The following is a 26,189-nucleotide window of genomic DNA, read 5'->3' on the forward strand; positions in this document are numbered from 1 at the left end:
AAAAGTTAAAAAAGGCTTTTTAATAGTATAAAATTTTTCATAAAATTTAGCTCTAAGATCAATGACTAATTCATTTTCTAAAAATTTATCGAGTTCATCAGAGAAACTATCTTTGTAATATTTTTCTATATTAAATTCTTTAATTTTCTCTCCTTGTTTTAATTTGTAATAAGGTATTAAATCTTTTGCTAAAATAGGACCAAAAAGATTAGAAAATATCAAAACATTCTCATCTATGTATTTTCTTGAATTCTCGCTTAAATTTTCATAGTCTAAATGATCAAAAGCAACTCCATTATATCTTTGAATAGCTTTATTTGTTTCTTTTGTTAAAATATCATGAGTTAATTCTTCTATTTCACTTGCATCTTTTATACCAAAAAATTTTTCAAGTTCAACTTCATTGCATTGATTTATATGATTTTTATATTTTGTAAGTACCTCAAGTCTTTTACTATATAAATTACTAAAAACAAAAGAGTTTTTATTTATATAATCTTGCGTATTTATTTTATTTTTGCTTTCGCTAGGTGAAAATAAAATTTTCATAATCAATCCTTTATTTTTTTAAAAATTATATAAAATTATTTAAAACACTTGACATTAATTTAAAATTACATTATAATTCAACTTTATTTTTTGCTGGTTTAGCTCAGTTGGTAGAGCAGCTGCCTTGTAAGCAGCAGGTCGGGGGTTCAAGTCCCTTAACCAGCTCCATTGTTGATAGCAGTGTTTGACCAGAAATAAAAAGCATTTTTATCATGGTGAGTTACTCAAGTGGCCAACGAGGGCAGACTGTAAATCTGCTGGCTTTAGCCTTCCGTGGTTCGAATCCACGACTCACCACCATTGCTTTGCGGGAGTAGCTCAGTTGGCTAGAGCATCAGCCTTCCAAGCTGAGGGTCGCGGGTTCGAGTCCCGTTTCCCGCTCCAACCTAATTTTGGTAGAGTGAAACTGGGAGCTGTTTTTAAATTCAGAATTTCTAGCAGTTTCAATTTCCAAAATTTTATAATTTATGTTTTTAATTTTTCTGAGCGCTCGTATGGCTCAGAGGTAGAGCACTCCCTTGGTAAGGGAGAGGTCGCGGGTTCAAGTCCCGCTATGAGCTCCATTGATTTCAAAAGATTATAAAACATAAATTAGTATTTGTTTGTAAATTTTATATGGAGGAAAAAGATGGCTAAAGAAAAATTTTCACGTAATAAGCCTCACGTAAATATTGGTACTATTGGTCACGTTGACCACGGTAAAACTACTTTAACGGCTGCTATCTCTGCTGTTCTTTCAAGAAGAGGTTTGGCTGAGCTTAAAGATTATGATAATATCGACAATGCTCCTGAAGAAAAAGAGCGTGGTATTACTATTGCAACTTCTCACATTGAGTATGAAACAGAAAATCGTCACTATGCTCACGTAGACTGCCCAGGTCACGCTGACTATGTTAAAAATATGATTACTGGTGCTGCTCAAATGGACGGTGCTATTCTTGTTGTTTCTGCTGCAGATGGTCCAATGCCACAAACTAGAGAGCACATCTTACTTTCTCGCCAAGTAGGTGTACCATATATCGTTGTTTTCATGAATAAAGCTGATATGGTTGATGATGCTGAATTATTAGAATTAGTTGAAATGGAAATTAGAGAACTATTAAGTTCTTATGACTTCCCAGGAGATGATACTCCAATTATTTCAGGTTCTGCTTTACAAGCTCTTGAAGAAGCAAAAGCTGGACAAGATGGTGAATGGTCTAAAAAAATCCTAGATCTTATGGCAGCAGTTGATGAGTATATTCCAACTCCAGCTCGTGATACAGATAAAGATTTCTTAATGCCAATCGAAGACGTATTCTCAATTTCAGGTCGTGGTACAGTTGTTACTGGTAGAATTGAAAAAGGTGTTGTTAAAGTTGGTGATACTATTGAAATCGTTGGTATTAGAGAAACACAAAGCACTACAGTAACTGGTGTTGAAATGTTTAGAAAAGAAATGGATCAAGGTGAAGCAGGTGATAATGTAGGTGTTCTTCTACGTGGTACTAAAAAAGAAGATGTTCTTCGTGGTATGGTTCTTGCTAAGCCAAAATCAATTACTCCACATACTGACTTTGAAGCAGAAGTTTATATTTTAAATAAAGATGAAGGTGGTCGTCATACTCCATTCTTTAATAACTATAGACCACAGTTCTATGTAAGAACAACGGATGTTACTGGTTCTATCCAACTTGCAGAAGGCGTTGAAATGGTTATGCCAGGTGAAAATGTTAGAATTACTGTAAGTCTTATTGCACCAGTTGCACTTGAAGAAGGTACTCGTTTTGCTATCCGTGAAGGTGGCCGTACTGTTGGTTCAGGTGTTGTATCTAAAATTATTAAATAATCATAAGCGAGATTTTATCTCGCTTTTTTTAAGGAATAAAAATGAGAATTAAAGTTGGCTTGAAATGTGAAGAGTGCGGTGATATTAATTACAGTACTTTTAAAAATAGTAAAAATACAACTGAAAAATTAGAATTAAAAAAATATTGCCCAAGATTAAAAAAACATACAGTTCATAAAGAAGTTAAATTAAAAAGTTAAGGCTTTTATATAAAAGCCCTTAGGGCAATAGCTCCAATGGTAGAGCGCCGGATTCCAAATCCGATGGTTGGGGGTTCGAATCCCTCTTGCCCTGCCACAAAATAAGGTTAAATATGGAAAAACTAATAACTTATTTTAAATTGTCAAAAGCTGAATTATCAAAAGTTATTTGGCCTTTGAAAGAGCAAGTTAGAAATGCTTATATTACTGTTTTTGTAGTTGTTACTGTTGTTTCATTATTTTTAGCATTGGTTGACTTGATTATGTCATTTTCATTATCTAAGATTATAGGATAAAATAATGAATCATAAATGGTATGCAATTCAAACTTATGCGGGTAGTGAAATGGCTGTAAAAAGAGCCATAGAAAATTTAGTTAGAGATCATGGAATTCAAGAGCAATTGCTAGAGGTAATTGTTCCAACTGAAGATGTGATTGAATTTAAAAATGGTAAAGAAAAAATAAGCGAAAGAAGTTTGTATTCAGGCTATGTATTTGCCAATATTGACTTATCAACAGAACTTTGGCATAAAATTCAATCTTTGCCAAAAGTTGGTCGTTTTATAGGGGAAAGTAAAAAACCAACCCCATTGAGTGAAAAAGATATCAATCTTATTTTAGAAAAGGTGAAAAATAAAGCAGCACCTAAACCTAAAATTTCATTTGATAAGGAAGAAAGTGTAAGAATAACCGAAGGTCCTTTTGCAAACTTTGTTGGTATTGTAGAAGAATATGATATGGTTAGAGGAGTTTTAAAGCTAAATGTTTCAATATTTGGCAGATCAACTCCAGTAGAGATCTTATACTCTCAAGTTGAAAAAATAGTTTGATAATATAGCAAGTAAAGGAGTAAGGTTATGGCTAAAAAAGTTGTAGGAGAAATAAAATTACAAATAGCTGCTACTAAGGCTAATCCATCACCTCCAGTTGGTCCTGCTTTGGGTCAACAAGGTGTTAATATTATGGAATTTTGTAAGGCATTTAATGAAAGAACAAAAGATATGGCTGGCTTTAATATTCCAGTTGTTATTACTGTTTATGCAGATAAAAGCTTTACATTTATCACAAAACAACCACCAGCTACTGATTTAATCAAAAAAGCTGCAGGTATTTCTAAAGGTGCGGATAATCCTTTAAAAAATAAAGTAGGTAAATTAACCAAAGCACAAGTTTTAGAAATTGTTGATAAAAAAATAGCTGATATGAACACAAAAGATAGAGAGCAAGCTGCTAAGATTATTATGGGTTCTGCTCGTTCTATGGGTGTTGAAATCATAGATTAATACTCTTTACCGCCAAGAGTTTAAAAAGGCGGTAGCACTTTATATAAAATGCGGAGAAAAATTAATGTCAAAAAATACTAAAAGATTTACAGAATTATTAAAAAAAATAGATTCAAATAAAAATTACTTAATGGATGAGGCAATAAGTACAGTTAAAACTCTTGCATCTGCTAAATTTGATGAAACAGTTGAAATTGCTTTAAAATTAAATGTTGATCCAAGACATGCAGATCAGATGGTAAGAGGTAGTGTAGTTTTACCTTGTGGTACAGGTAAAAAAGTGCGTGTTGCTGTTATAGCAAAAGATGCAAAAGCTGATGAGGCAAAAAATGCAGGTGCTGATATAGTTGGTAGTGATGATTTAGTAGAAGAAATTCAAAAAGGAAATATGAATTTTGATGTTTTAATTGCTACTCCAAATTTGATGGGTTTAGTTGGTAAAGTAGGCCGTATTTTAGGACCTAAAGGTTTAATGCCAAATCCTAAGACAGGTACTGTGACAATGGATGTTGCACAAGCTGTGAATAATGCTAAAAATGGGCAAGTTAACTTCCGTGTTGATAAGCAAGGAAATATCCATGCAGGTTTAGGTAAAGTTAGCTTTACTCAAGAACAATTAAAAGAAAATATGGCAGCATTTGTAAAAGCTATTAATAAACACAAGCCAGCTGCTGCAAAAGGAAGATATATTAAAAATGCTAGTCTTTCTTTAACTATGAGCCCTTCTCTTTCTCTTGATACTCAAGAATTACTTGATACAAAATAAAATTAATGAGAGTTTTACTCTCATTAATAAAAATTAGATAAGATAATAACTTTTATTTTATCTAATTTTTATCTTAGATTGGAGATAGCCGAGGTCTTAGGACTTAATTAGATTTTTCTGCTCTGCTTGAAATCACCGGTCGGAAAGGAGTAAAGATGACTAAAAGCCAAAAAGTTGAACTTGTTTCTAAACTTGAAGAAGGTTTTAAAGTTAGTGAGGCTGTTGTAGTGTGTAACTATAAGGGTTTAAATACTAAAAAACTTGAAGAGTTAAGAAATAATGCGAGAGAAATGGATGTTAAAGTTCAAATTATTAAAAATACTTTAGCAAGTATTGCTCTTAAAAATGCCGGCAAAGATGGAATGGAACTTAAAGATACTAATATTTATCTTTGGGGTGAAGACCAATTAAATGTTTCAAAAGTTGCTGATAAATTTAGCGAAGCTAATCAAGCATTTGAGATCAAAACTGCATTTATCGAAGGTGAAGTTGTTTCTGTAGATAAAGTTAAAGCTTTAGCTAAAATGCCTTCTCGTAATGAACTACTTGCTATGCTTTTGCAAGTTTGGAATGCACCAATCACCAATTTTACAATTGGATTAAATGCATTAAAAGAAAAAAAAGAAGCTGAATAAAATTATAAAAAGGATAAAAAATGGCAATTACTAAAGAAGATGTATTAGAATTTATTTCTAACCTAAGTGTTCTTGAGCTTTCAGAATTAGTAAAAGAATTTGAAGAAAAATTTGGTGTTTCTGCTGCTCCAGTTATGGTTGCGGGTGCTGCTGTTGCGGGTGCTGCTGGCGGTGCTGCTGAAGAAAAAACTGAATTTGATATTGTATTACAAGATGGTGGCGATAAAAAAATTAATGTAATTAAAGTTGTTCGTGCTTTAACTGGTCTTGGATTAAAAGAAGCAAAAGATGCAGTTGAGCAAACTCCATCAGTTCTTAAAGAAGGTGTTAGTAAAGCTGAAGCTGAAGAAGCTAAAAAACAACTTGAAGAAGCTGGCGCTAAGGTTGAACTTAAATAATTTTTTATTTTTAAAAGAAAGGATTTTATATCCTTTCTTGTTTTCCTTTAATAAGGATTCTTTCTTTCAATACTTTTACCATGGGGTATAATAATATGTTAAATTCACAATCAGGAAATCGTTTAAGAATAGACTTCTCGAATGTTCCACAACAAATAGACATTCCAAATTTATTACAATTACAAAAAAAGAGTTTTGATTATTTTTTAAATTTAGATGCAAAAAATTCAGAAAGTGGAATTGAAAAAGTTTTCAAATCTATCTTTCCAATCCATGATCCACAAAATAGATTAAGTTTAGAATATGTAAGTAGTGAAGTAGGTAAACCTAAATACACTATTAGAGAGTGCATGGAAAGAGGTTTAACTTATTCTGTAAATTTGAAAATGAAAATCCGTTTAACTTTACATGAAAAAGATGAAAAAACGGGTGAAAAAATCGGTATAAAAGATATCAAAGAACAAGAAATTTATATTAGAGAAATTCCTTTAATGACAGATAGAATTTCTTTTATAATTAATGGGGTTGAAAGAGTTGTTGTAAATCAACTTCATAGAAGTCCAGGTGTTATTTTTAAAGAAGAAGAAAGTTCTACTGTTGCAAATAAGTTAGTATATACAGCTCAAATTATACCAGATCGTGGTTCTTGGCTTTATTTTGAGTATGATGCAAAAGATGTGCTTTATGTGCGTATTAATAAAAGAAGGAAAGTGCCTATTACTATTTTATTTAGAGCACTTGGTTATAAAAAGCAAGATATTATAAAATTATTTTACCCTATACAAACTATTCATGTTAAAAAAGATAAATTTTTAACTGAATTTAATCCAAATGACTTTTTGGATAGAGTTGAATATGACTTAAAAGATGAAAAAGGTAATGTTGTACACCAAGCCGGTAAAAGAATGACAAAGAAAAAAGCTGAACAACTTATAAAAGACGGTGTTAAATGGGTTGAATATCCAATTGAAATTTTAACAAATAGATATTTAGCTAATCCTATTATTAATAAAGAAACCGGTGAGGTTTTGTTTGATTCTTTAACGCTATTAGATGAGGGGAAATTAGCTAAAATTAAAGAAGAAAAACAATTTGATATTGCAAATGACTTAGCAAATGGAGTTGATGCTGCTATTATTAATTCTTTCATTCAAGATAATGAGACTTTAAAATTATTAAAACAAACTGAAAATATAGAAGATGAAAATGATTTAGCAGCTATTAGAATTTATAAAGTAATGAGACCAGGCGAGCCTGTAGTAAAAGATGCTGCAAAAGCTTTTGTAAATGATTTATTTTTTAATCCTGAAAGATATGATCTAACAAAAGTTGGTCGTATGAAAATGAATCATAAACTAGGATTAGATACACCTGAATATGTTACAGTTTTAACAAATGAAGATATAGTCAAAACTGCAAAATATTTAATTAAAGTAAAAAATGGTAGAGGCCATATTGATGATAGAGATCATTTAGGTAATCGTCGTATTAGATCGATTGGAGAGCTTTTAGCTAATGAACTTCATGTGGGTCTTGCCAAAATGCAAAAATCAATTAGAGATAAATTTACCGCATTAAATGCAGATATTGATAAAGTAATGCCTTATGACTTAATCAATCCTAAAACAATTACTGTGACAATTATGGAATTTTTTACCGGTGGTCAATTGTCTCAATTTATGGATCAAACAAATCCATTAAGCGAGGTAACTCATAAGCGTCGTTTATCTGCGCTTGGCGAGGGTGGTTTAGTAAAAGAAAGAGCGGGTTTTGAAGTGCGTGATGTCCATGCAACGCATTATGGAAGAATTTGCCCTGTTGAAACTCCAGAAGGTCAAAATATCGGTTTGATTAATACGCTTTCAACTTATGCTAAAGTAAATGATCTAGGTTTTGTTGAAGCACCTTATAAGAAAGTAGAAAATGGAAAAGTAAGCAATGAAATTGTTTATTTAACCGCTACTCAAGAAGAAGGTTTAGTGATCGCAGCTGCTTCAACTAAAATTGATGAAAAAGGTAATATTGTTGAAGAATTTGTTGAAGCAAGACAAGATGGTGAAACAATCTTAGCAAGAAGAGAAGAAGTGCATTTGATTGATCTTTGTTCAGGTATGATAGTAGGGGTCGCAGCTTCTTTGATTCCATTTTTGGAGCATGATGATGCAAACAGAGCCCTGATGGGTTCAAACATGCAGCGTCAAGCAGTGCCTTTACTAACCGCACAAGCACCTATAGTAGGTACTGGTATGGAAAAAATCATTGCGCGTGATGCTTGGGAAGCTATTAAAGCTAAAAGAGCAGGTATTGTAGAAAAAGTTGATAATAAAAATATTTTTATTTTGGGCGAAGATGAAAATGGACCATTTATTGATCATTATAAAATGGAAAAAAATCTAAGAACTAACCAAAATACAACTTTTATTCAACACCCGATTGTGAAAAAAGGCGAATTTATTCAAGCAGGTCAAATTATTGCAGATGGTCCAAGTATGGACCAAGGAGAGCTTGCTATTGGTAAAAATGCTTTGATCGCATTTATGCCATGGCATGGATATAATTATGAAGATGCTATTGTAATTAGTGAGAAAATTTTACGCGAAGATACTTTCACTAGTGTTCATATTTATGAAAAAGAAGTAGAGGCTAGAGAACTTAAAGATGGCGTTGAAGAGATTACAAAAGATATTCCAAATGTTAAAGAGGAAGATTTAGCACATCTTGATGAGAGTGGTATTGCAAAAATAGGAACTCATATAAAGCCTGGTATGATTTTGGTAGGTAAAGTTTCACCTAAAGGTGAGGTAAAACCTACGCCTGAAGAAAGATTACTAAGAGCTATTTTTGGTGAAAAGGCAGGACATGTTGTAAATAAATCTTTATATGCAACTGCTTCATTGGAAGGTGTTGTTGTAGATGTAAAAATATTTACTAAAAAAGGTTATGAAAAAGATGCTCGTGCTGTAAAAGCCTATGATGATGAAAAATTAAATCTTGAAAAAGAACATCACGATAGACTTTTAATGATGGACAGAGAAGAAACTTTAAGAGTATGTTCTTTGCTTTCTAAATCACCTTTAAATTCAGACGAAGAAATAAATGGTGTTAAATATAAAAAAGGTTCCAAGGTAGAAATTACCGAGTTGGAAAAAATTAATCGTTTTGCATTAAATTCTTTAGTTAAAGCTTATTCTAAAGAAGTGCAAAAAGAATATGATGATTTAAAAAATCACTTCCAAAACGAGAAGAAAAAGCTTAAAACAGAGCATGATGAAAAATTAGAAATTTTAGAAAAAGATGATATTTTACCAAGTGGAGTGGTAAAACTTGTTAAAGTATATATTGCGACTAAGAGAAAATTAAAAGTTGGGGATAAAATGGCGGGACGCCATGGAAATAAAGGTATTGTATCTAATATCGTTCCAGAAGTTGATATGCCTTATTTACCTGATGGAAGACCTATTGATATAGCTTTAAATCCTCTAGGGGTTCCAAGTCGTATGAATATAGGACAAATTCTTGAAAGTCACTTAGGGATTGTTGGTATGAGACTAGGTGATCAAATTCAAGAAATTTTTGATAGAAAACAAAAAGATTTTGTAAAAGAATTACGCGAAAAAATTCTTGAAATTTGTAGTGTATCTAGACTTGAGCTAGAAAAGAAATTTGTACAAACTTTAAATGATGAGCAACTTATTTCTTATGCTAGAGATTGGGCTAAAGGGGTAAAATTTGCTACTCCTGTATTTGAAGGTGTAACGGTTGAAGAATTTGGTAAGCTTTTTGAAATGGCTAAAATAGCTATGGATGGAAAAAGCGAACTTTATGATGGAAGAACTGGTGAAAAAATGGCAGAGCGTGTGCATGTTGGATGTATGTATATGCTTAAATTACACCATTTAGTAGATGAAAAAGTTCACGCAAGAAGCACTGGACCTTATAGCTTAGTAACACAACAACCAGTTGGTGGTAAAGCATTATTTGGTGGGCAAAGATTTGGTGAGATGGAAGTTTGGGCTCTTGAAGCTTATGGAGCAGCTCATACTTTAAGAGAAATGCTTACTATTAAATCTGATGATGTTGAGGGTAGATTTAGTGCTTATAAAGCTTTAACAAAAGGCGAGAATGTTCCAGCAACAGGTATTCCAGAGACATTCTTTGTACTTACAAATGAATTAAAATCTCTTGCTTTAGATGTTGAGATTTTTGATAAGGATGAGAATAATGAGTAAATTTAAACCTATCGAAATAAAAGAAGATGGCAGACCTAGAGACTTTGAAGCTTTTCAATTAAGACTTGCAAGTCCTGAAAAAATCAAATCATGGTCTTATGGGGAAGTAAAAAAACCAGAAACGATTAATTATAGAACTTTAAAGCCTGAAAGAGATGGGCTTTTTTGTGCTAAAATTTTTGGACCAGTAAGAGATTATGAGTGTCTTTGTGGTAAGTATAAAAAAATGCGTTTTAAGGGCATTAAGTGTGAAAAATGTGGTGTTGAAGTTACTAGTTCTAAAGTGCGTCGTTCAAGAATGGGGCATATTGAGCTAGTTACCCCAGTAGCACATATATGGTATGTGAACTCTTTACCAAGTCGTATAGGTACTTTACTTGGCGTAAAGATGAAAGACTTAGAACGCGTATTATATTATGAAGCATATATAGTAGAAAATCCAGGTGATGCATACTATGATAATGAAAATACTAAAAAAGTTGAATTTTGTGATGTGTTAAATGAAGAGCAGTATTTAAATTTAATGCAACGCTATGAAAGTAGTGGATTTAAAGCTAGAATGGGTGGTGAAGTTGTTAGAGATTTACTAGCAAATTTAGATCTTGTCGAGCTTTTAAATAAATTAAAAGAAGATATTGCAGCAACTAATTCAGAAGCAAAGAAAAAAACTATCATCAAACGCTTAAAAGTGGTAGAAAATTTCTTAAATAGTAATTTAAATAGCAATACAAATATTGATGAAGTAGTACCAAATCGTCCTGAGTGGATGATGATCACAAATTTACCTGTATTACCACCTGATTTAAGACCTTTGGTAGCTTTAGATGGTGGAAAATTTGCAGTTTCTGATGTGAATGATTTATATAGAAGGGTTATCAATAGAAATACGCGTTTAAAAAGACTTATGGAGCTTGATGCACCTGAAATTATCATTAGAAACGAAAAAAGAATGCTACAAGAAGCAGTTGATGCTTTGTTTGATAATGGCAGAAGAGCAAATGCAGTTAAAGGTGCAAATAAGCGCCCATTGAAATCTTTAAGTGAAATTATCAAAGGTAAACAAGGTCGTTTTAGACAAAATCTACTTGGTAAAAGGGTGGATTTCTCAGGTCGTAGTGTTATTGTTGTTGGACCAAAACTTAGAATGGATCAATGCGGTTTACCTAAAAAAATGGCTTTAGAATTATTTAAACCACATTTGTTAGCTAAGCTTGAAGAAAAAGGTTATGCAACTACCGTAAAACAAGCTAAAAAAATGATAGAAAACAAAACTAATGAGGTTTGGGAGTGCTTAGAAGAGGTTGTTAAAGGTCATCCTGTAATGCTTAACCGTGCTCCAACCTTACATAAACTTTCCATCCAAGCTTTCCATCCTGTGCTTGTAGAGGGTAAAGCAATTCAACTTCATCCATTAGTGTGTGCGGCATTTAATGCTGACTTTGACGGGGACCAAATGGCTGTGCATGTGCCTTTATCTCAAGAGGCAATAGCTGAGTGTAAAGTATTAATGCTCTCATCTATGAATATCTTGCTTCCAGCAAGTGGTCGTTCTGTAACTGTACCTTCTCAAGATATGGTTTTGGGGATTTATTATCTATCTTTAGAAAAAGATGGTGCTAAAGGCGAGCATAAAATTTGCACAGGTATTGAAGAGGTTATGATTGCTCTAGAAGCAAAATCTTTAGATATTCATGCAAGCATTAGAAGTGTAGTTGATGGAAGAAAAATCACAACAACCGCGGGTAGATTGATTATTAAGTCTATCTTACCTGATTTTGTTCCTGAAAATATGTGGAATAAAGTCATGAAGAAAAAAGATATCGCAGCTTTGGTTGATTATGTTTATAAAGAGGGTGGCCTTGAAGTAAGTGCTAGCTTTTTAGATAAACTAAAAGATCTTGGTTTTGAATATGCAACAAAAGCAGGTATTTCTATTTCAATTGCTGATATTATTGTGCCTGATCAAAAGCAAAAAAGCATAGAAGAAGCTAAAAAACAAGTAAGAGAAATTCAAAATTCATATAATTTAGGTTTGATTACTTCGGGTGAAAGATATAATAAGATTATTGATATTTGGAAAAGTACTAATAATATCCTATCAAAAGATATGATGGAGTTAATTAAAAAAGATAAAGAAGGATTTAACTCTATTTATATGATGGCAGATTCTGGTGCTAGAGGTTCAGCAGCTCAAATTTCACAGCTTGCTGCGATGAGGGGTCTTATGGCAAAACCTGATGGCTCAATTATTGAAACACCGATTATTTCAAATTTCCGTGAAGGACTTAATGTTCTTGAATATTTTATTTCAACTCATGGTGCTAGAAAAGGTCTCGCAGATACAGCATTAAAAACAGCAAATGCAGGTTATTTAACAAGAAAGCTTATCGATGTGGCACAAAATGTAAAAGTTACAATGGATGATTGTGGTGCACATGAGGGGGTTGAAATTAATGAAATCACAGCAGATGGTGTTGTGATTGAAACCTTAGAGGAAAGAATTTTAGGAAGAGTTTTAGCTGAAAATATTATTGATTCTATTACTAATGAAATTTTATTTTCAGAAGGTACTTTAATAGATGAAGAAAAAGCTAGAGTAATTGTTGAAAGTGGTGTAAAGAGTGTAAGTATTAGAACTCCTATTACTTGCAAAGCTAAAAAAGGAGTTTGTTCTAAATGCTATGGTATTAACCTAGGTGAGGGCAAATTAGTTAAGCCAGGTGAAGCTGTAGGTATTATATCTGCTCAATCAATCGGTGAACCAGGAACTCAGCTTACACTAAGAACTTTCCATAGTGGTGGTACTGCTAGTACAGATTTGCAAGATCGTCAAGTAGTAGCACACAAAGAAGGTTTTGTAAGATTTTATAATCTTAACACTTATGAAGATAGACAAGGTAAAACTATAGTGGCTAATCACCGCAATGCTGCTATTTTACTTGTTGAGCCAAAAATCAAAGCTCCATTTAAAGGAACTATCCATATTGAACATGCGTATGAAGATGTGGTGGTTAGTGTTAAAGCAAAAAACAATGAAGCTAAATTTATATTAAGAAAATATGATTTAGCAAAAGCTAATGAGCTTGCCGGTGTAAGTGGTAATATCGAAGGTAAGTTGTATATTCCATATAGCGATGGTGTTGAAGTAGCTGAAAATGAAAGTATTGTTGAAGTGATCAAAGAAGGTTGGAATATACCAAATCGTATTCCTTATGCAAGTGAATTGCTAGTAAAAGATGGTGATCCTATCACTCAAGATATTATAGCAGGTGCAAAAGGCACATTAAAATTTTACATGCTCAAAGGCGATGGTTTAGATAGGATTAAAAATCTTAAAAAAGGTGATGTAGTTAAAGAAAAAGGTGTTTTTGTTGTTATTGCTGATGAAAATGATAGAGAAGCAAAAAGACATTATATACCAAGAGAATCCGTGATTGAATTTGATGATAGTGCTTTTGTGGATAATCCTAAAGCTATCATAGCAAAATCAAGCAAAGAAGATAAAACTATCATTGCTGAATGGGATGCATATAATAACACCGTAATTGCAGAGGTTGCAGGTACTATAAATTTTGAAGATATTGAATCAGGTTATAGTGCTGATGAACAAATTGATGAAGCAACAGGTAAAAGATCGCTTGTTATTAATGAGTATTTACCAAGTGGAGTGCGTCCAGCGTTGTTAATCATAGGTGAAAATGACAAAGTAGTGCGTTATCAATTAGAGCCAAAAACTGTTATTTATGTAAATGATGGTGATAAGGTGAAGCAAGCTGATATTTTAGCTAAAACACCAAAGGCAGCAGCTAAATCAAAAGATATTACCGGAGGTCTTCCAAGAGTATCTGAATTATTTGAAGCAAGAAAGCCAAAAAATACTGCCGTTGTAGCTGAAATTGATGGAGTTGTTAGATTTGATAAGCCTTTAAGATCAAAAGAAAGAATCATTATTCAAGCAGAAGATGGAAGTAGCGCAGAGTATTTGATAGATAAATCAAAACGTATTCAAGTAAGAGATGGCGAGTTTATCCATGCGGGTGAAAAATTAACCGATGGAGTTATTTCAAGCCATGATGTACTTAGAATTTTAGGTGAAAAAGCATTACATTATTATCTTATTTCTGAAATTCAGCAAGTTTATCGCGGTCAAGGTGTTGTGATTTCTGATAAGCATATTGAAATCATCGTATCACAAATGCTAAGACAAGTTAAAATTGTAGATAGTGGTCATACTAACTTCATCGTGGGTGATTTAGTTTCAAGAAGAAAATTCAGAGAAGAAAATGAAAGAATTTTAAGATATGGTGGTGAGCCTGCTGTGGCTGAGCCTGTGTTACTTGGGGTAACAAGAGCGGCTATTGGAAGTGATAGCGTGATTTCAGCTGCTTCTTTCCAAGAAACAACGAAAGTTTTAACAGAAGCAAGTATTGCAGGTAAATTTGATTATCTTGAAGATCTGAAAGAAAATGTAATCTTAGGTCGTATGATTCCTGTTGGAACAGGATTATATCAAGAGCAAAAACTTAAATTAAAAGAAAAAGAATAAAAATCCCTAGCTAGGGATTTTTATTGATATATATTTTCTAATTCCGGAAAATATAATTTTAAATCTTGTTCTATTTTGTATTTTTCTTCTAGTAAAATTTTTTGATTTTTTTCTTTAAAATTTGCATTTGAGTAAAATATATGGTATGAAATACTAATTGCAGCTATAATTTTTTCATCGTATTCAATTCCTATAGCCATACACTCAATTTCTGGGTTCATTTCCCCACTTTCTAATGCTATTTTATTTTCTTTGATAGAAGATAATTCTTCGTAAAGCTCTTTTAGATTATTTAATGTATTTGGTGTTATTTTCTCAAAAGGATTTGGATAAATTTTTTCAAGCTCTTTATAGGTTTTCTTTTCTAGTAATGCTTTTCCTAAAGATGTAGCGTAAGCTGGATATGAAGCACCGACAAAAGACTTGATTTGTATTTGATTATCCGAATCAAGTTTTTCTAAATAAAATACATTTCCTTCTTTTAATATTCCCATTTGGCATGTTTGTCCTGTTAAGTTTCTGATGTTTTTCATATGTTTTTTAATTAATTCTAATGCGCTATTTTTTATTGAAATGCAACGGCTAATTTCTAAAATTTTATAATCTAATGTGTAAAATTTATTTTTATCACATTTAATGTAATTTTTAGCTTGTAAAGTTTGAAGTATAGGAGAAAGTGTCCCTGGAGGGATATTTAAATCTTTTGCAATAGAGCTTAGTGTATTTTTTTGATTATTATTGCCCAATAATTCTAAAATTTTTAAAACTCTTAATGTTGGTTGATGTGTCATTTTACTCCTTTTTCAATAGATAAATTCTATCATATTTTTTACTTTTAGTAACATTTTTAATAATATAAAAAATATTTTCTATTAGTAGTTTTTGCTTTAGATGATTGATTATAACTACTTTTATAAGACTTTTGTATTGTTTTTTTATCATTTTGATGTTTTTAAAAATTTCTATTTTTAGCTATATTTTTTGTATATAAAAATATTTTTGTATATACAAAAAATGAAAGGAAAAATATGGGAATATTAAAGGGAACTTTACCAGCCTTATTAACTCCATATGATATGAGTGGAAATATTAATGAAAACGAATTTATTAAATACTGCGAATTTGGTATCTCAAAAGGTTTAAATGGATTATTTTGTAATGGTAGTGCAGGAGATTCTCAAGCTTTAGGTATAGAAGAGCAAATCAAAATAATGAAACTTACAAAAGAAGCTGCAAAAAATAATCTCCCTATTATTACAGGTATTGCATCAACAGTTTATCAAAATACTTTTACTTTGGCGCAAAAAGCATATGAATTAGGGCTTGATGCTTTATTACTTGCTATGCCTTATTATTATAAATTAAGTGAAGATGCACTTTTTGAATATATTAAAGATTTATCTTCTAAAGTGAAGCTTCCTTTGTATATTTATAACATCCCTCTTTTTGCACCAGCACTAAGTTTGAAATTTATAGAAAGAGTTTCAAAGCTTGATAATGTTGTGGGTATAAAAGATAGCAGTGGAGATGCTTTACTTTTAAATCATATATTAGATGTAGTGCCTGGTGATTTTGATGTTTTTGTAGGAAGAGAAGAATTTTATGCAGGAGCACTACTGATAGGGGCAAAGGGTTCTATGACTAGTATAGGTGGTGTTTTTCCAGAACTTATGAGTGAAATTTATAAATCAATCAATGAAAAAAATATAGATAGAGCTTTGCTGATTCAAAAAAGTTTACTAAAAGCTATAAGATTTGGTATGAGCATGGCTTTTCCTATGGGATTTGCTTTGCTTTTAAAAGCTAGAGGATTTGAATTTGCAAATACAAGTATCCATCCTTTATCGCATGCTACAAAAGAAGAATTAAATACTTGTTTTAATGAAGCTAAAGAACTTGTTAAAACTATAGAAAAAGAAACGGGTATAAAATTATGAAAGCCTATATTATAGTCAATGAAAAAGATAATGTCGCTACTGCTTTGCGTGATTTTAAAAAAGGTGAAATCGTGGAAAATATAGAACTTTTAGATGATATTGCAAGTGGACATAAATTTGCACTAAAAGATATAAAAAAAGATGAAGTTGTCATCAAATATGCAGAAGCTATAGCTAGTGCAAGTTGTGATATTAATAAAGGTGAATGGGTGCATATTCACAATAGTGCAGGTATTAGAGGTCGTGGGGATAAGGAATAAATATGAAAAAGATAATGGGTTATAGAAGAGAAGATGGAAAATTTGGCTTGAGAAATAAAGTCATTATTATACCAAGCGTGCATTGTGCTAATAAGGTGTGCGAAAATATAGCCAGAAAATGCAATGGGGCAGTATATATTAATCATCAACATGGCTGTTCTCAACTCGAATTTGATGCTTTACAAACTAGAGATGTTTTAATAGGCCATGGGAGTAATGCTAATGTTTTTGGTGTTTTAATTGTAGGACTTGGTTGTGAGGTAATACAAGCGAAAATAGTAGCTGAAAAAATAAAAGAAGTGACACCTTATAAGATGGTTGAATATTTAGTAATACAAGAGTGCGGTGGTAGTAAAAATACCATAGAAAAGGGTGTTAAAATAGTAAATCAAATGCTTGAAAATGCTGCAAAATTGGAAAAAACAGATGGCGATTTTAGTGATTTGATTTTAGGCACAGAATGTGGTGGTAGCGATAGTTATAGCGGTCTTAGTGCCAATCCTGCTTTAGGAAGTTTAAGTGATTTTGTAATTGATGAAGGTGGTGCAGTAATTTTAGCAGAAACTACAGAGCTTATAGGGTGTGAAGCCATACTTGCTAAGAGAGCAAAAAATGATGAAGTAGCTAAAAAGGTATATGATAAGATTTTAGGCTATGAGAATTTAGTTAAATCTTTTCATGCTGATATACGCGGAGCAAATCCTAGTCCGGGAAATATTGCAGGTGGGCTTAGCACTATAGAAGAAAAGTCTTTAGGTTGTGTTTATAAAGCAGGTACTAGAATTTTAATGGATGTGATTGATTATGCTAAACCTGTAATTTCCAAAGGACTTACTTTTATGAATACGCCAGGTAATGATATAGAACAACTTAGCGCTATGGTGGCAGGTGGAGCAAATATTTGTGTTTTTACTACAGGTCGCGGTACTCCTACAGGTTCAGCTATTGTGCCTACTATTAAAATGAGTTCTAATACTTTTTGTTATGAAAATATGAATGATGCTATTGATATTAATGCAGGAAGTATTATAGATGGGATTAAGACAAAAGAAGAAGTGCGTGATGAGCTTATAGATTTGATCATAAGAATTTCAAATGGAGAATTGGTAAAGGCAGAGTTAAATGAACAAAATGATTTTTCAGTTTGGAGACTTGCTACAACTTGCTAAATTAATAAAAAAGGATATATTATGGATTTAAAAATTAAAAACAAAATTTGTATCATCACAGGTGGTGCTAAAGGGATTGGTTATGGTATTGCTAAATTATGGGCTTTAGAAGGTGGGATTCCAATTATTTTTTCAAGAAGTGAAATTTCTAAAGAAAAAGATGATGAGCTAAAAGACATTTGCGGAAATTATGGATTTTATCAAATAGATTTAAAAAATACAGAACAAATTTCAACACTTGTTAAAAGTGTTGTTAATATATATGGTGGAATTTATGCTTTGGTTAATAATGCTGGAGCAAATGATAATTTACATATAGAAGATGCTACAACTGAAGAATTAATTAAATCTTATGAAAATAATCTTTTTCATTATTATACTATGACTAAAGAATGCTTACCATATATTAAAAAGCAACAAGGAAGTATATTAAATATCACAAGTAAAACCGGCTTAACAGGACAAGGTAGAACTTCAGCTTATGCTTCAGCAAAAGCTGCTCAAATAGGTTTTACAAGAGAATGGGCTTGCGCTTTTGCAAAAGATAATATTAGAGTTAATGCTATAGCACCGGCTGAAGTTATGACTCCTCTTTATGAAAAATGGTTGTCAAATTTTCCAAATCCAAAAGCTCAATATGAAAAAATAGCAAAATGCATACCATTGGGTCATCGTTTTACAACTATAGAAGAAATAGCAAACACAGCAGTTTTTACACTAAGTCCTCTTGCTTCACACACAACAGGACAAATTTTAACTCCTGATGGTGGATATATCCATTTAGATAGAGCTCTAAATTGGGATGAAATTTAATAACAAGGAGGATATATGTTAAATAACTCTAAAAATATAAAAATAGCAATTATTTTAGTAACTTCTCTTTTCTTTTTATGGGGAGTTAGTTATGGGCTGATTGATGTGATGAATAAGAATTTTCAAAATCATTTACATATCACTCAACATGAAAGTGGATTTTTGCAACTCGCTTATTTTGGTGCTTATTTTATCATAGCATTACCTGCTGGATATATAGCAAATAAATACTCTTATAAAATTGGTATTATTTTTGGGTTAATCTTGTATGCAATAGGTTGTTTATTGATTATTCCAGCTACAAATTTAGCTAATTTTTACTTATTTTTATTTGCTTTTTTTATTTTAGCTTGCGGTATTGGTTCTTTGGAAACTAGTGCTAATCCTTATATGGTAAAACTTGGTGATGAGAAAAATGCTAGTTTTAGAATTAATGCTGCGCAAAGTTTTAATGGTTTGGGTCAATTTTTAGGACCTATCATAGGCGGAGCTTTGTTTTTATCTATTACAAAACAAGAAGAAGGTGCAAGTAAAGAACAAATAGAAGCTGCATTACTTGCTAATATGGGTAATGTCCAGCTAGTGTATGTTGGTATTGCGGCAATTGTTATTTTGATCTTGATTGCTTTTGCATTGAATAAAATTCCGGAAGGATCGGCAGTAAGTAGTGATTATGAACAAAAAGATACCTCAAAACCTATTGGAGTTTTTAAGCATAAACATTTTAATTTTGGATTGCTAGCACAATTTTTGTATATAGCAAATCAAGTTAGTGCGGGAGCTTTTTTTATAAATTATCTTAGTGAGCATAATGAAAATCTAAAAGATGAACAAGGGGCTTATTATTTTTCGATAGCTTTAATTGCTTTTATGTTAGGTCGTATTCTTTCTACGCCTTTGATGAAGAAAATTAAAGGTGAGACTATTTTAGGATGGTATTCTTTTATTAATGTGATTTTATGTGTATGCTTGTATTTTGCTAGCGGATTTATTAGTATAGTTATTTTAATTGCATTATTTTTCTTTATGTCCATTTCTTTTCCTACTATTTTTGCAGTTGCAACAAAAAATCTTCCTTTTAATCAAGTGAAATTAGGTGGTTCTTTACTTGTTATGAGTATAGTTGGTGGTGCTATTATGCCTATTATCATGGGTTTAATTAATGATTATTTTGGAACAAGCATGGGATATTTGGCTATGGCCCCATTATTTTTATATGTATCATGGTATGGTTTTTTTGGTTCTAAAATAAAGGCTTAAAAATGCAAAAAATTTTTGATTCTCATTTGCATCTTTGGGATTTAAGTAAAATGCCTATTTCGTGGATAAAAGGCAATAATAGATTGGAACAAAATTATGATTTTTTAAGGGCAAAAAATGAGTATAAAGAATTTGATTTTTTAGGTGCGATGTATGTTGAAACGAATAGTGATGATTTGGAAAAAGAAGCTTTATTTGCATTAAAGCAAAAACAAGAACATGGTATTTTTATTTGTTTAGCTGATTTAAAGTACAAAGAACACTTATGTGCTTTTAGAGAGGTAATGCATACTAGTAAAAAGGGTGCTAAGAGACTATTTGAAGCAGATTTTAAAGAAAAATTAGAACTTCTAAATGTTTTTAATATACCTTTTGAAGCTTGCATGAAAAATGAAGAACTTTGGATATTGGAAAAGTTTTTATTTGATAATCCTAATTTAAAAGTAGTTTTAAATCATATGGGCAGTCCTAAAATTAACTATTTTGATGAATATAAAAAAATATTACATAAATTAAAAGATTTCCCAAATTTATGGATAAAAATTTCCGTACCAGATGATTTTACGATAAAAATTCATAGAGATTTTATATCTCAATGTTTTTCATTTTTAAAGAATGTTTTTAGCGAAGATAAATTTATATTTGGTAGTAATTATCCTGTGGCAAAAATAGCTCCAGCTAAATGGGCTAAATTTATCATAGAAGGAAATATTTTTAAAGATTTGGACAAGATATTTTATAAAAATGCTTTATCAATTTATAAGGAGGATAGGTGCAAAGATATGGTCAAATTATAAAAATTAAAAAGGAAAAAATACAAGAGTATAAAGATCTTCATGCAAAGCCTTATAAAGGTGTTTGTGAGATGATTAAAGAATGTAATATACAAAATTATTCTATTTATTTATTTGGAGAATATTTGTTTGCATATTTTGAATATACAGGTGTTGATTTTGATGCAGATATGGCTAAGATGGCAAAAGATAAAAATACACAACAATGGTGGAAAGTTACAGATCCGTGCCAAATATCTTTAGCTCATGCAGGACAAAAGTGGCTAAATATGGAAGAAGTATTTCATTTAGATTAAAAAAGGAGAAAAAATGACAACTTATTTAAATTATATTGATGGCGAATTTATCCCACACAATGGCGAATTTATAGAAGTTTTAAATCCCGCTACCAAAGAAGTAATATCAAGAGTAGCAAGTGCTTCTTTAGAAGATACACAAAGAGCAATTGAAGCAGCTAAAAAGGCACAAAAAAATTGGGAGGCTAAACCAGCGATTGAAAGAGCAAATCATTTAAGAGAAATAGCTAGTTTAATACGCAAAAATGCTAATTTTTTAACAGAAATTTTAATGCAAGAGCAAGGAAAAACTAGAGCTTTAGCTAGTGTAGAGATTAATTTTACGGCAGATTATATGGATTATACTGCTGAATGGGCTAGAAGATATGAAGGCGAAATTATACAAAGTGATAGAGCTAATGAGCATATATATTTATATAAAAGCGCCATTGGTGTAATTGGTGGAATTTTACCTTGGAATTTTCCATTTTTTCTAATCGCAAGAAAGATGGCACCTGCTTTACTAACAGGCAACACCATTGTTATAAAACCAAGCAGTGAAACTCCAAATAATGCTTTTGAATTTGCAAAGCTTGTCTCGCAAAGTTCTTTACCAAAAGGTGTGTTTAATTTAGTAGCAGGTAAGGGTAGTGTGGTAGGACATGAATTATCAAGTAATGAAAACATAGGTATGGTAAGTCTTACAGGGAGTGTTGAAGCAGGAACTAGAGTGATGGAAGCTGCAGCTAAAAATATCATTAAGGTTTCTCTAGAACTTGGCGGAAAGGCACCGGCTATAGTGTGTAAAGATGCAGATATTGATTTAGCGGTAGAAGCGATTAAGGCAAGTAGAATTTGCAATAACGGACAAGTTTGCAATTGTGCCGAAAGAGCTTATGTGCATACAAGTGTTTATGATGAATTTGTAGATAAATTTGTAAAAGCCATGAGTAAAGTAAGTGTTGGAAACACTTTGAAAGGCGATTTTGATATGGGTCCGCTTGTGAATCAAGCAGGGGTTGATAATGCTTTAGCAATGCTTGAGAGAGCTACGAATAAAGGAGCAGTTGTAGAATGCGGTGGAAAAATCACCGATACAAGCGGATATTATTTTCCTGCAAGCGTTCTTACAAATGTTAAGCATGAAGATGAGATCATGCAAAAAGAAATTTTTGCTCCGATTTTACCAATTACTAAATTTGATACACTTGATGAGGCAATTGATATGGCAAATGATTGTGAATATGGACTGACAAGTTCTATTTATACGCAAAATTTAGATATAGCAATGAGAGCTAGTAGAGAAATAAAATTTGGTGAAACTTATATTAACCGTGAAAATTTTGAAGCAATGCAAGGATTTCATGCAGGTTTTAGAAAAAGTGGCATAGGTGGAGCTGATGGAAAACATGGTCTTGAAGAGTATTTAGCTACCCATGTGGTTTATTTACAATACAATACCAACAAACAATGATTTCAATCCTATCTATTTTTTTAGATAGGATTTGCTGTAATCTTTAAATTTAAAGGATAATAATTTGAAGATTATAGATTTAAAACTTACTCAAGAAAAGAACATTTTGAATTTTATACTAAATTTCCCTGCTCTTTTGAATTAAATGTTAAATTAGATATTAGTAAATTTTATTCTTTTGTTAAAAATCAAAAATATTCTTTTTATGGTAGTTTTATCTATTTTTTAAGTAAAAATGTTAATTTAATACCTGAATTTAAATTATACTTAGAGGATGATAAATTAATTTGTTTTGATATTATCCATCCAAGTTATACCGCTTTTTGCGAAAAATCAAAGACTTTTTGTGTTTTATGGACTGAATTTAATGAAGATTTTCAAAACTTTTTACATAATTTCGAGCAAGATAAACAACTCATTAAAGAAAACACTATGTTTGTAAAAGAGAATATTAAAAATTCTTTTAATATTTCAGCAATCCCTTGGATAAATTTTTGAGAATTTCTCTTTACATTTACCTAAAAAAGAAAATTATTTTTTTCCTATTCTTACAAGTGGGAAAATTATCAAGGAAAAAAATCAATGTTTTATTCCACTAAGTATTAATTTAAATCACGCAAGCACCGATGCTTATCATGTGAGTTTGTTTTTAGAAAATTTGCAAAAAGATTTAAATTGTTTTTAGTTTATATTTTTGTAAGTAAAATTTAGATATTATCCAAAGTTTATTACATTTTTTAAAGAAAGGAATTATTGTGCCTACCATAAATCAATTGGTTAGAAAAGAGCGCAAAAAAGTTTTAGAGAAATCTAAATCTCCAGCGCTTAAAAATTGTCCACAAAGAAGGGGAGTTTGCACTAGGGTTTATACAACAACCCCTAAAAAACCAAACTCAGCGTTAAGAAAAGTTGCCAAAGTAAGACTTACAAGTGGCTTTGAAGTTATTAGTTATATCGGTGGTGAAGGTCACAACCTACAAGAACACAGCATTGTTTTAGTACGCGGTGGTAGGGTAAAAGACTTACCAGGTGTTAAGTATCACATTGTTCGCGGTGCCTTAGATACTGCAGGTGTTGCAAAAAGAACCGTTTCTCGTTCTAAATATGGTGCGAAACGCCCTAAAGCAGCAGCTAAGTAATAAAATTGCAGACAAATCCGTTAGATTTGATTTTGTTTGAGTAAAATTATAAATTTGAAGGAAAATTATGAGAAGAAGAAAAGCTCCGGTAAGAGAAGTCTTGCCAGATCCGATTTATGGAAACAAAGTAATCACAAAATTCATTAATTCTTTAATGTATGATGGTAAAAAAAGCACAGCTACGACTATTATGTATGGTGCTTTAGAAGCTATCGATAAAAAAGGTGGAGAAAAAAAAGGTATAGAAATTTTTAATGATGCTATTGAAAATATTAAGCCTTTATTAGAAGTTAAATCTCGTCGTGTTGGTGGTGCCACTTATCAAGTGCCAGTAGAAGTACGCCCAGCTAGACAACAAGCTTTAGCTATAAGATGGATTATTTCTTTTGCTAGAAAAAGAAGCGAAAGAACTATGATAGAAAAATTAGCAGCAGAATTATTAGATGCAGCTAATAGCAAAGGTGCTTCATTCAAGAAGAAAGAAGATACTTATAAAATGGCAGAAGCTAACAAAGCATTTGCTCATTATCGCTGGTAAGAGGAGTAAAATATGTCAAGAAGTACTCCTTTAAAAAGAGTTAGAAATATAGGTATCGCAGCTCATATTGATGCAGGTAAAACAACTACTAGTGAGAGAATTCTTTTCTTTACAGGTATGAGCCATAAAATTGGTGAGGTGCATGATGGTGCAGCTACAATGGACTGGATGGAGCAAGAAAAAGAAAGAGGTATCACAATTACTTCTGCTGCTACAACTTGTTTTTGGAAAAACCATCAAATTAACCTTATAGACACTCCAGGTCACGTTGACTTTACAATTGAAGTTGAAAGATCAATGCGTGTTTTAGATGGTGCAGTTGCGGTGTTTTGTTCAGTAGGTGGAGTTCAACCACAATCAGAAACTGTATGGAGACAAGCTAATAAATACGGTGTTCCAAGAATTGTTTTTGTAAATAAAATGGACAGAATTGGTGCAAATTTCTTTAATGTTGAAGAACAAATCAAAAATCGTTTGAAAGGTAACCCAGTCCCACTTCAAATTCCAATCGGTGCTGAAGATAATTTCAAAGGTGTAATTGATCTTATTACCATGAAAGCTTTGGTATGGGAAGATGAAAATAAACCAACTGATTATGTAGAAAAAGAAATTCCAGCTGAACTTAAAGAGAAGGCTGAAGAATATCGCACAAAAATGATAGAAGCGGTTTCTGAAACAAGTGATGAATTAATGGAAAAATACCTAGGTGGTGAAGAGCTTACTCAAGAAGAAATCAAAGCAGGTATTAAAGCAGGATGTTTAAGTCTTTCTATGGTTCCTATGCTTTGTGGTACAGCTTTTAAAAATAAAGGTGTTCAGCCATTACTTGATGCTGTTGTTGCTTATTTACCAGCTCCTGATGAAGTTGCTAATATTAAAGGTGAATATGAAGACGGTACGGAAGTTTCTGTAAAATCAACTGATGATGGTGAGTTTGCAGGCCTAGCATTTAAAATTATGACTGATCCTTTTGTTGGACAATTAACTTTCGTTCGTGTGTATAGAGGAAGTTTAGAAAGCGGTTCTTATGCATACAACTCAACAAAAGATAAAAAAGAAAGAATCGGTCGTCTTTTGAAAATGCACTCTAATAAAAGAGAAGAGATTAAAACTTTATATGCAGGAGAAATTGGAGCGGTTGTTGGACTTAAAGACACACTAACTGGTGATACTTTGGCAAGTGAAAAAGATAAGGTTATTTTAGAGAGAATGGATTTTCCAGATCCTGTTATTTCAGTTGCTGTTGAGCCTAAAACAAAAGCAGATCAAGAAAAAATGTCTATTGCTTTAAATAAATTAGCTCAAGAAGATCCAAGCTTTAGAGTTTCAACAGATGAAGAAAGTGGTCAAACTATCATTTCAGGTATGGGCGAGCTTCACTTGGAAATTATCGTTGATAGAATGCTTCGTGAATTTAAAGTTGAAGCCGAAGTAGGTCAACCTCAAGTTGCTTACCGTGAAACTATTAGAAAAACAGTTGAACAAGAATACAAATACGCTAAACAATCAGGTGGTCGTGGACAATATGGTCATGTATTCTTAAGACTTGAGCCACTTGAACCAGGTAGTGGATATGAATTTGTAAATGATATCAAAGGTGGGGTAATTCCAAAAGAATATATTCCAGCAGTTGATAAAGGTGTTCAAGAAGCATTACAAAATGGTGTTTTAGCAGGATACCCTGTTGAAGATGTTAAAGTAACTGTTTATGATGGAAGTTACCATGAAGTGGATTCTTCTGAAATGGCATTTAAACTTGCAGCTTCTATGGGCTTTAAAGAAGGTGCTAGAAAAGCAGGTGCTGTAATCTTAGAACCTATGATGAAAGTTGAAGTTGAAACTCCAGAAGAATACATGGGTGATGTTATTGGTGATTTAAATAAACGCCGTGGTCAAGTAAATTCAATGGATGAAAGAGGCGGTAATAAAATTATTACAGCATTTTGTCCTTTGGCCGAGATGTTTGGTTACTCAACCGATCTTAGAAGTCAAACTCAAGGCCGTGCTACTTATTCTATGGAATTTGATCACTATGATGAAGTTCCAAAAAATGTTTCTGAAGAAATTATCAAAAAAAGAAATGGTTAATCTATCA

General features: G+C 31.9%; 24 protein-coding genes, 5 tRNA genes and 1 pseudogene. 28 read left to right on the forward strand and 2 right to left on the reverse strand.

Going from position 1 to position 26,189, the window contains the following annotated elements:
* Positions 1 to 549, reverse strand: a 549-nt coding sequence (yaaA, locus tag L8X50_RS07170) for a YaaA family protein (protein WP_263660786.1), incomplete at its 3' end; no start/stop codon positions are given.
* Between the two features lie 92 nt (positions 550 to 641).
* Here yaaA and L8X50_RS07175 point away from each other — a divergent pair.
* The 15 genes from L8X50_RS07175 (at position 642) to rpoC (ending at position 14,435) form a co-directional block, all read left to right on the forward strand.
* Positions 642 to 717 (forward strand) — tRNA-Thr (locus tag L8X50_RS07175).
* 46 nt (positions 718 to 763) lie between these two features.
* A tRNA-Tyr gene (locus tag L8X50_RS07180) sits at positions 764 to 849 on the forward strand.
* 7 nt (positions 850 to 856) lie between these two features.
* Positions 857 to 933 (forward strand) — tRNA-Gly (locus tag L8X50_RS07185).
* A gap of 104 nt (positions 934 to 1,037) precedes the next feature.
* A tRNA-Thr gene (locus L8X50_RS07190) sits at positions 1,038 to 1,112 on the forward strand.
* 65 nt (positions 1,113 to 1,177) lie between these two features.
* The gene (tuf, locus tag L8X50_RS07195; protein ID WP_039617742.1) at positions 1,178 to 2,377 is read left to right on the forward strand and encodes an elongation factor Tu; all 1,200 of its coding nucleotides are present in this window, start codon (positions 1,178 to 1,180) and stop codon (positions 2,375 to 2,377) included.
* A 41-nt stretch (positions 2,378 to 2,418) separates the two neighbouring features.
* On the forward strand, positions 2,419 to 2,577 hold the full coding sequence (gene rpmG, locus L8X50_RS07200) for a 50S ribosomal protein L33 (RefSeq protein ID WP_039617743.1): 159 nt from the start codon (positions 2,419 to 2,421) through the stop codon (positions 2,575 to 2,577).
* A gap of 21 nt (positions 2,578 to 2,598) precedes the next feature.
* Positions 2,599 to 2,674: transfer RNA gene (locus L8X50_RS07205), tRNA-Trp, on the forward strand.
* Between the two features lie 16 nt (positions 2,675 to 2,690).
* The gene (gene secE, locus L8X50_RS07210) at positions 2,691 to 2,873 is read left to right on the forward strand and encodes a preprotein translocase subunit SecE (protein WP_039617745.1); all 183 of its coding nucleotides are present in this window, start codon (positions 2,691 to 2,693) and stop codon (positions 2,871 to 2,873) included.
* A 1-nt stretch (position 2,874) separates the two neighbouring features.
* Entirely contained in the window at positions 2,875 to 3,408 is a 534-nt protein-coding gene (nusG, locus tag L8X50_RS07215) for a transcription termination/antitermination protein NusG (RefSeq protein ID WP_087684660.1), read from the forward strand.
* A gap of 27 nt (positions 3,409 to 3,435) precedes the next feature.
* Positions 3,436 to 3,861 carry a 50S ribosomal protein L11 gene (gene rplK, locus L8X50_RS07220; protein WP_066006840.1) on the forward strand — a complete coding sequence of 142 codons (426 nt, stop codon included), beginning with the start codon at positions 3,436 to 3,438 and terminating at the stop codon, positions 3,859 to 3,861.
* Between the two features lie 64 nt (positions 3,862 to 3,925).
* Entirely contained in the window at positions 3,926 to 4,627 is a 702-nt protein-coding gene (gene rplA, locus L8X50_RS07225) for a 50S ribosomal protein L1 (protein ID WP_263660788.1), read from the forward strand.
* Between the two features lie 155 nt (positions 4,628 to 4,782).
* Positions 4,783 to 5,262, forward strand: a complete 480-nt coding sequence (rplJ, locus tag L8X50_RS07230; RefSeq protein ID WP_263660789.1) for a 50S ribosomal protein L10 — start codon at positions 4,783 to 4,785, stop codon at positions 5,260 to 5,262.
* A gap of 20 nt (positions 5,263 to 5,282) precedes the next feature.
* Positions 5,283 to 5,660 carry a 50S ribosomal protein L7/L12 gene (gene rplL, locus L8X50_RS07235; protein WP_012661184.1) on the forward strand — a complete coding sequence of 126 codons (378 nt, stop codon included), beginning with the start codon at positions 5,283 to 5,285 and terminating at the stop codon, positions 5,658 to 5,660.
* Positions 5,661 to 5,755: 95 nt separating this feature from the next.
* Entirely contained in the window at positions 5,756 to 9,889 is a 4,134-nt protein-coding gene (gene rpoB, locus L8X50_RS07240; RefSeq protein ID WP_220566613.1) for a DNA-directed RNA polymerase subunit beta, read from the forward strand.
* Positions 9,882 to 14,435, forward strand: coding sequence for a DNA-directed RNA polymerase subunit beta' (gene rpoC, locus L8X50_RS07245; protein WP_263659896.1), 4,554 nt, complete (start codon positions 9,882 to 9,884; stop codon positions 14,433 to 14,435). Before rpoB ends, rpoC begins: the two co-directional genes overlap by 8 nt.
* Before the next feature lie 20 nt (positions 14,436 to 14,455).
* On the opposite strand, the gene L8X50_RS07250 is transcribed toward rpoC, so the two are convergent.
* Positions 14,456 to 15,226: an IclR family transcriptional regulator gene (locus L8X50_RS07250; RefSeq protein WP_220566615.1), complete on the reverse strand. Its 771-nt coding sequence runs from the start codon at positions 15,224 to 15,226 to the stop codon at positions 14,456 to 14,458.
* 237 nt (positions 15,227 to 15,463) lie between these two features.
* On the opposite strand from L8X50_RS07250, the gene L8X50_RS07255 reads away from it, so the two are divergent.
* The 13 genes and pseudogenes from L8X50_RS07255 to fusA all read left to right on the forward strand — a co-directional run bounded on the left by L8X50_RS07255 (position 15,464) and on the right by fusA (position 26,182).
* Entirely contained in the window at positions 15,464 to 16,372 is a 909-nt protein-coding gene (locus tag L8X50_RS07255) for a dihydrodipicolinate synthase family protein (protein WP_263660790.1), read from the forward strand.
* Positions 16,369 to 16,632 (forward strand): UxaA family hydrolase, encoded by a 264-nt coding sequence (locus tag L8X50_RS07260; RefSeq protein ID WP_133319930.1) that lies wholly within the window; start codon positions 16,369 to 16,371, stop codon positions 16,630 to 16,632. Before L8X50_RS07255 ends, L8X50_RS07260 begins: the two co-directional genes overlap by 4 nt.
* A gap of 2 nt (positions 16,633 to 16,634) precedes the next feature.
* On the forward strand, positions 16,635 to 17,801 hold the full coding sequence (locus tag L8X50_RS07265) for a UxaA family hydrolase (protein ID WP_263660791.1): 1,167 nt from the start codon (positions 16,635 to 16,637) through the stop codon (positions 17,799 to 17,801).
* Positions 17,802 to 17,822: 21 nt separating this feature from the next.
* Complete coding sequence (locus L8X50_RS07270; RefSeq protein WP_133319928.1) at positions 17,823 to 18,614, forward strand: SDR family oxidoreductase; 792 nt, start codon at positions 17,823 to 17,825, stop codon at positions 18,612 to 18,614.
* 15 nt (positions 18,615 to 18,629) lie between these two features.
* A complete protein-coding gene (gene fucP / locus L8X50_RS07275) occupies positions 18,630 to 19,874 on the forward strand; it encodes an L-fucose:H+ symporter permease (RefSeq protein WP_133319927.1) in 1,245 nt (414 codons plus the stop codon).
* A 2-nt stretch (positions 19,875 to 19,876) separates the two neighbouring features.
* The gene (locus L8X50_RS07280; protein ID WP_263660792.1) at positions 19,877 to 20,671 is read left to right on the forward strand and encodes an amidohydrolase family protein; all 795 of its coding nucleotides are present in this window, start codon (positions 19,877 to 19,879) and stop codon (positions 20,669 to 20,671) included.
* Complete coding sequence (locus L8X50_RS07285; protein WP_133319925.1) at positions 20,647 to 20,964, forward strand: L-rhamnose mutarotase; 318 nt, start codon at positions 20,647 to 20,649, stop codon at positions 20,962 to 20,964. Before L8X50_RS07280 ends, L8X50_RS07285 begins: the two co-directional genes overlap by 25 nt.
* A gap of 13 nt (positions 20,965 to 20,977) precedes the next feature.
* On the forward strand, positions 20,978 to 22,417 hold the full coding sequence (gene aldA / locus L8X50_RS07290) for an aldehyde dehydrogenase (RefSeq protein ID WP_263660793.1): 1,440 nt from the start codon (positions 20,978 to 20,980) through the stop codon (positions 22,415 to 22,417).
* A gap of 90 nt (positions 22,418 to 22,507) precedes the next feature.
* Positions 22,508 to 22,915 (forward strand): annotated as a pseudogene (locus tag L8X50_RS08355) (CatA-like O-acetyltransferase); the annotation flags it as partial.
* Positions 22,908 to 23,102, forward strand: coding sequence for a CatA-like O-acetyltransferase (locus tag L8X50_RS08360; protein WP_412175486.1), 195 nt, complete (start codon positions 22,908 to 22,910; stop codon positions 23,100 to 23,102). The pseudogene L8X50_RS08355 and the gene L8X50_RS08360, both read left to right, overlap by 8 nt.
* 70 nt (positions 23,103 to 23,172) lie before the next feature.
* A complete protein-coding gene (gene rpsL, locus L8X50_RS07295) occupies positions 23,173 to 23,556 on the forward strand; it encodes a 30S ribosomal protein S12 (protein WP_012661187.1) in 384 nt (127 codons plus the stop codon).
* Between the two features lie 67 nt (positions 23,557 to 23,623).
* On the forward strand, positions 23,624 to 24,094 hold the full coding sequence (gene rpsG, locus L8X50_RS07300) for a 30S ribosomal protein S7 (protein ID WP_012661188.1): 471 nt from the start codon (positions 23,624 to 23,626) through the stop codon (positions 24,092 to 24,094).
* Positions 24,095 to 24,106: 12 nt separating this feature from the next.
* Positions 24,107 to 26,182 carry an elongation factor G gene (gene fusA / locus L8X50_RS07305; protein WP_039617755.1) on the forward strand — a complete coding sequence of 692 codons (2,076 nt, stop codon included), beginning with the start codon at positions 24,107 to 24,109 and terminating at the stop codon, positions 26,180 to 26,182.
* The last annotated feature ends 7 nt before the right edge of the window (positions 26,183 to 26,189 follow it).

The sequence above is a fragment of the Campylobacter sp. CNRCH_2013_0898h genome (genome assembly GCF_025772965.1).
Lineage (GTDB): Bacteria > Campylobacterota > Campylobacteria > Campylobacterales > Campylobacteraceae > Campylobacter_D > Campylobacter_D lari_D.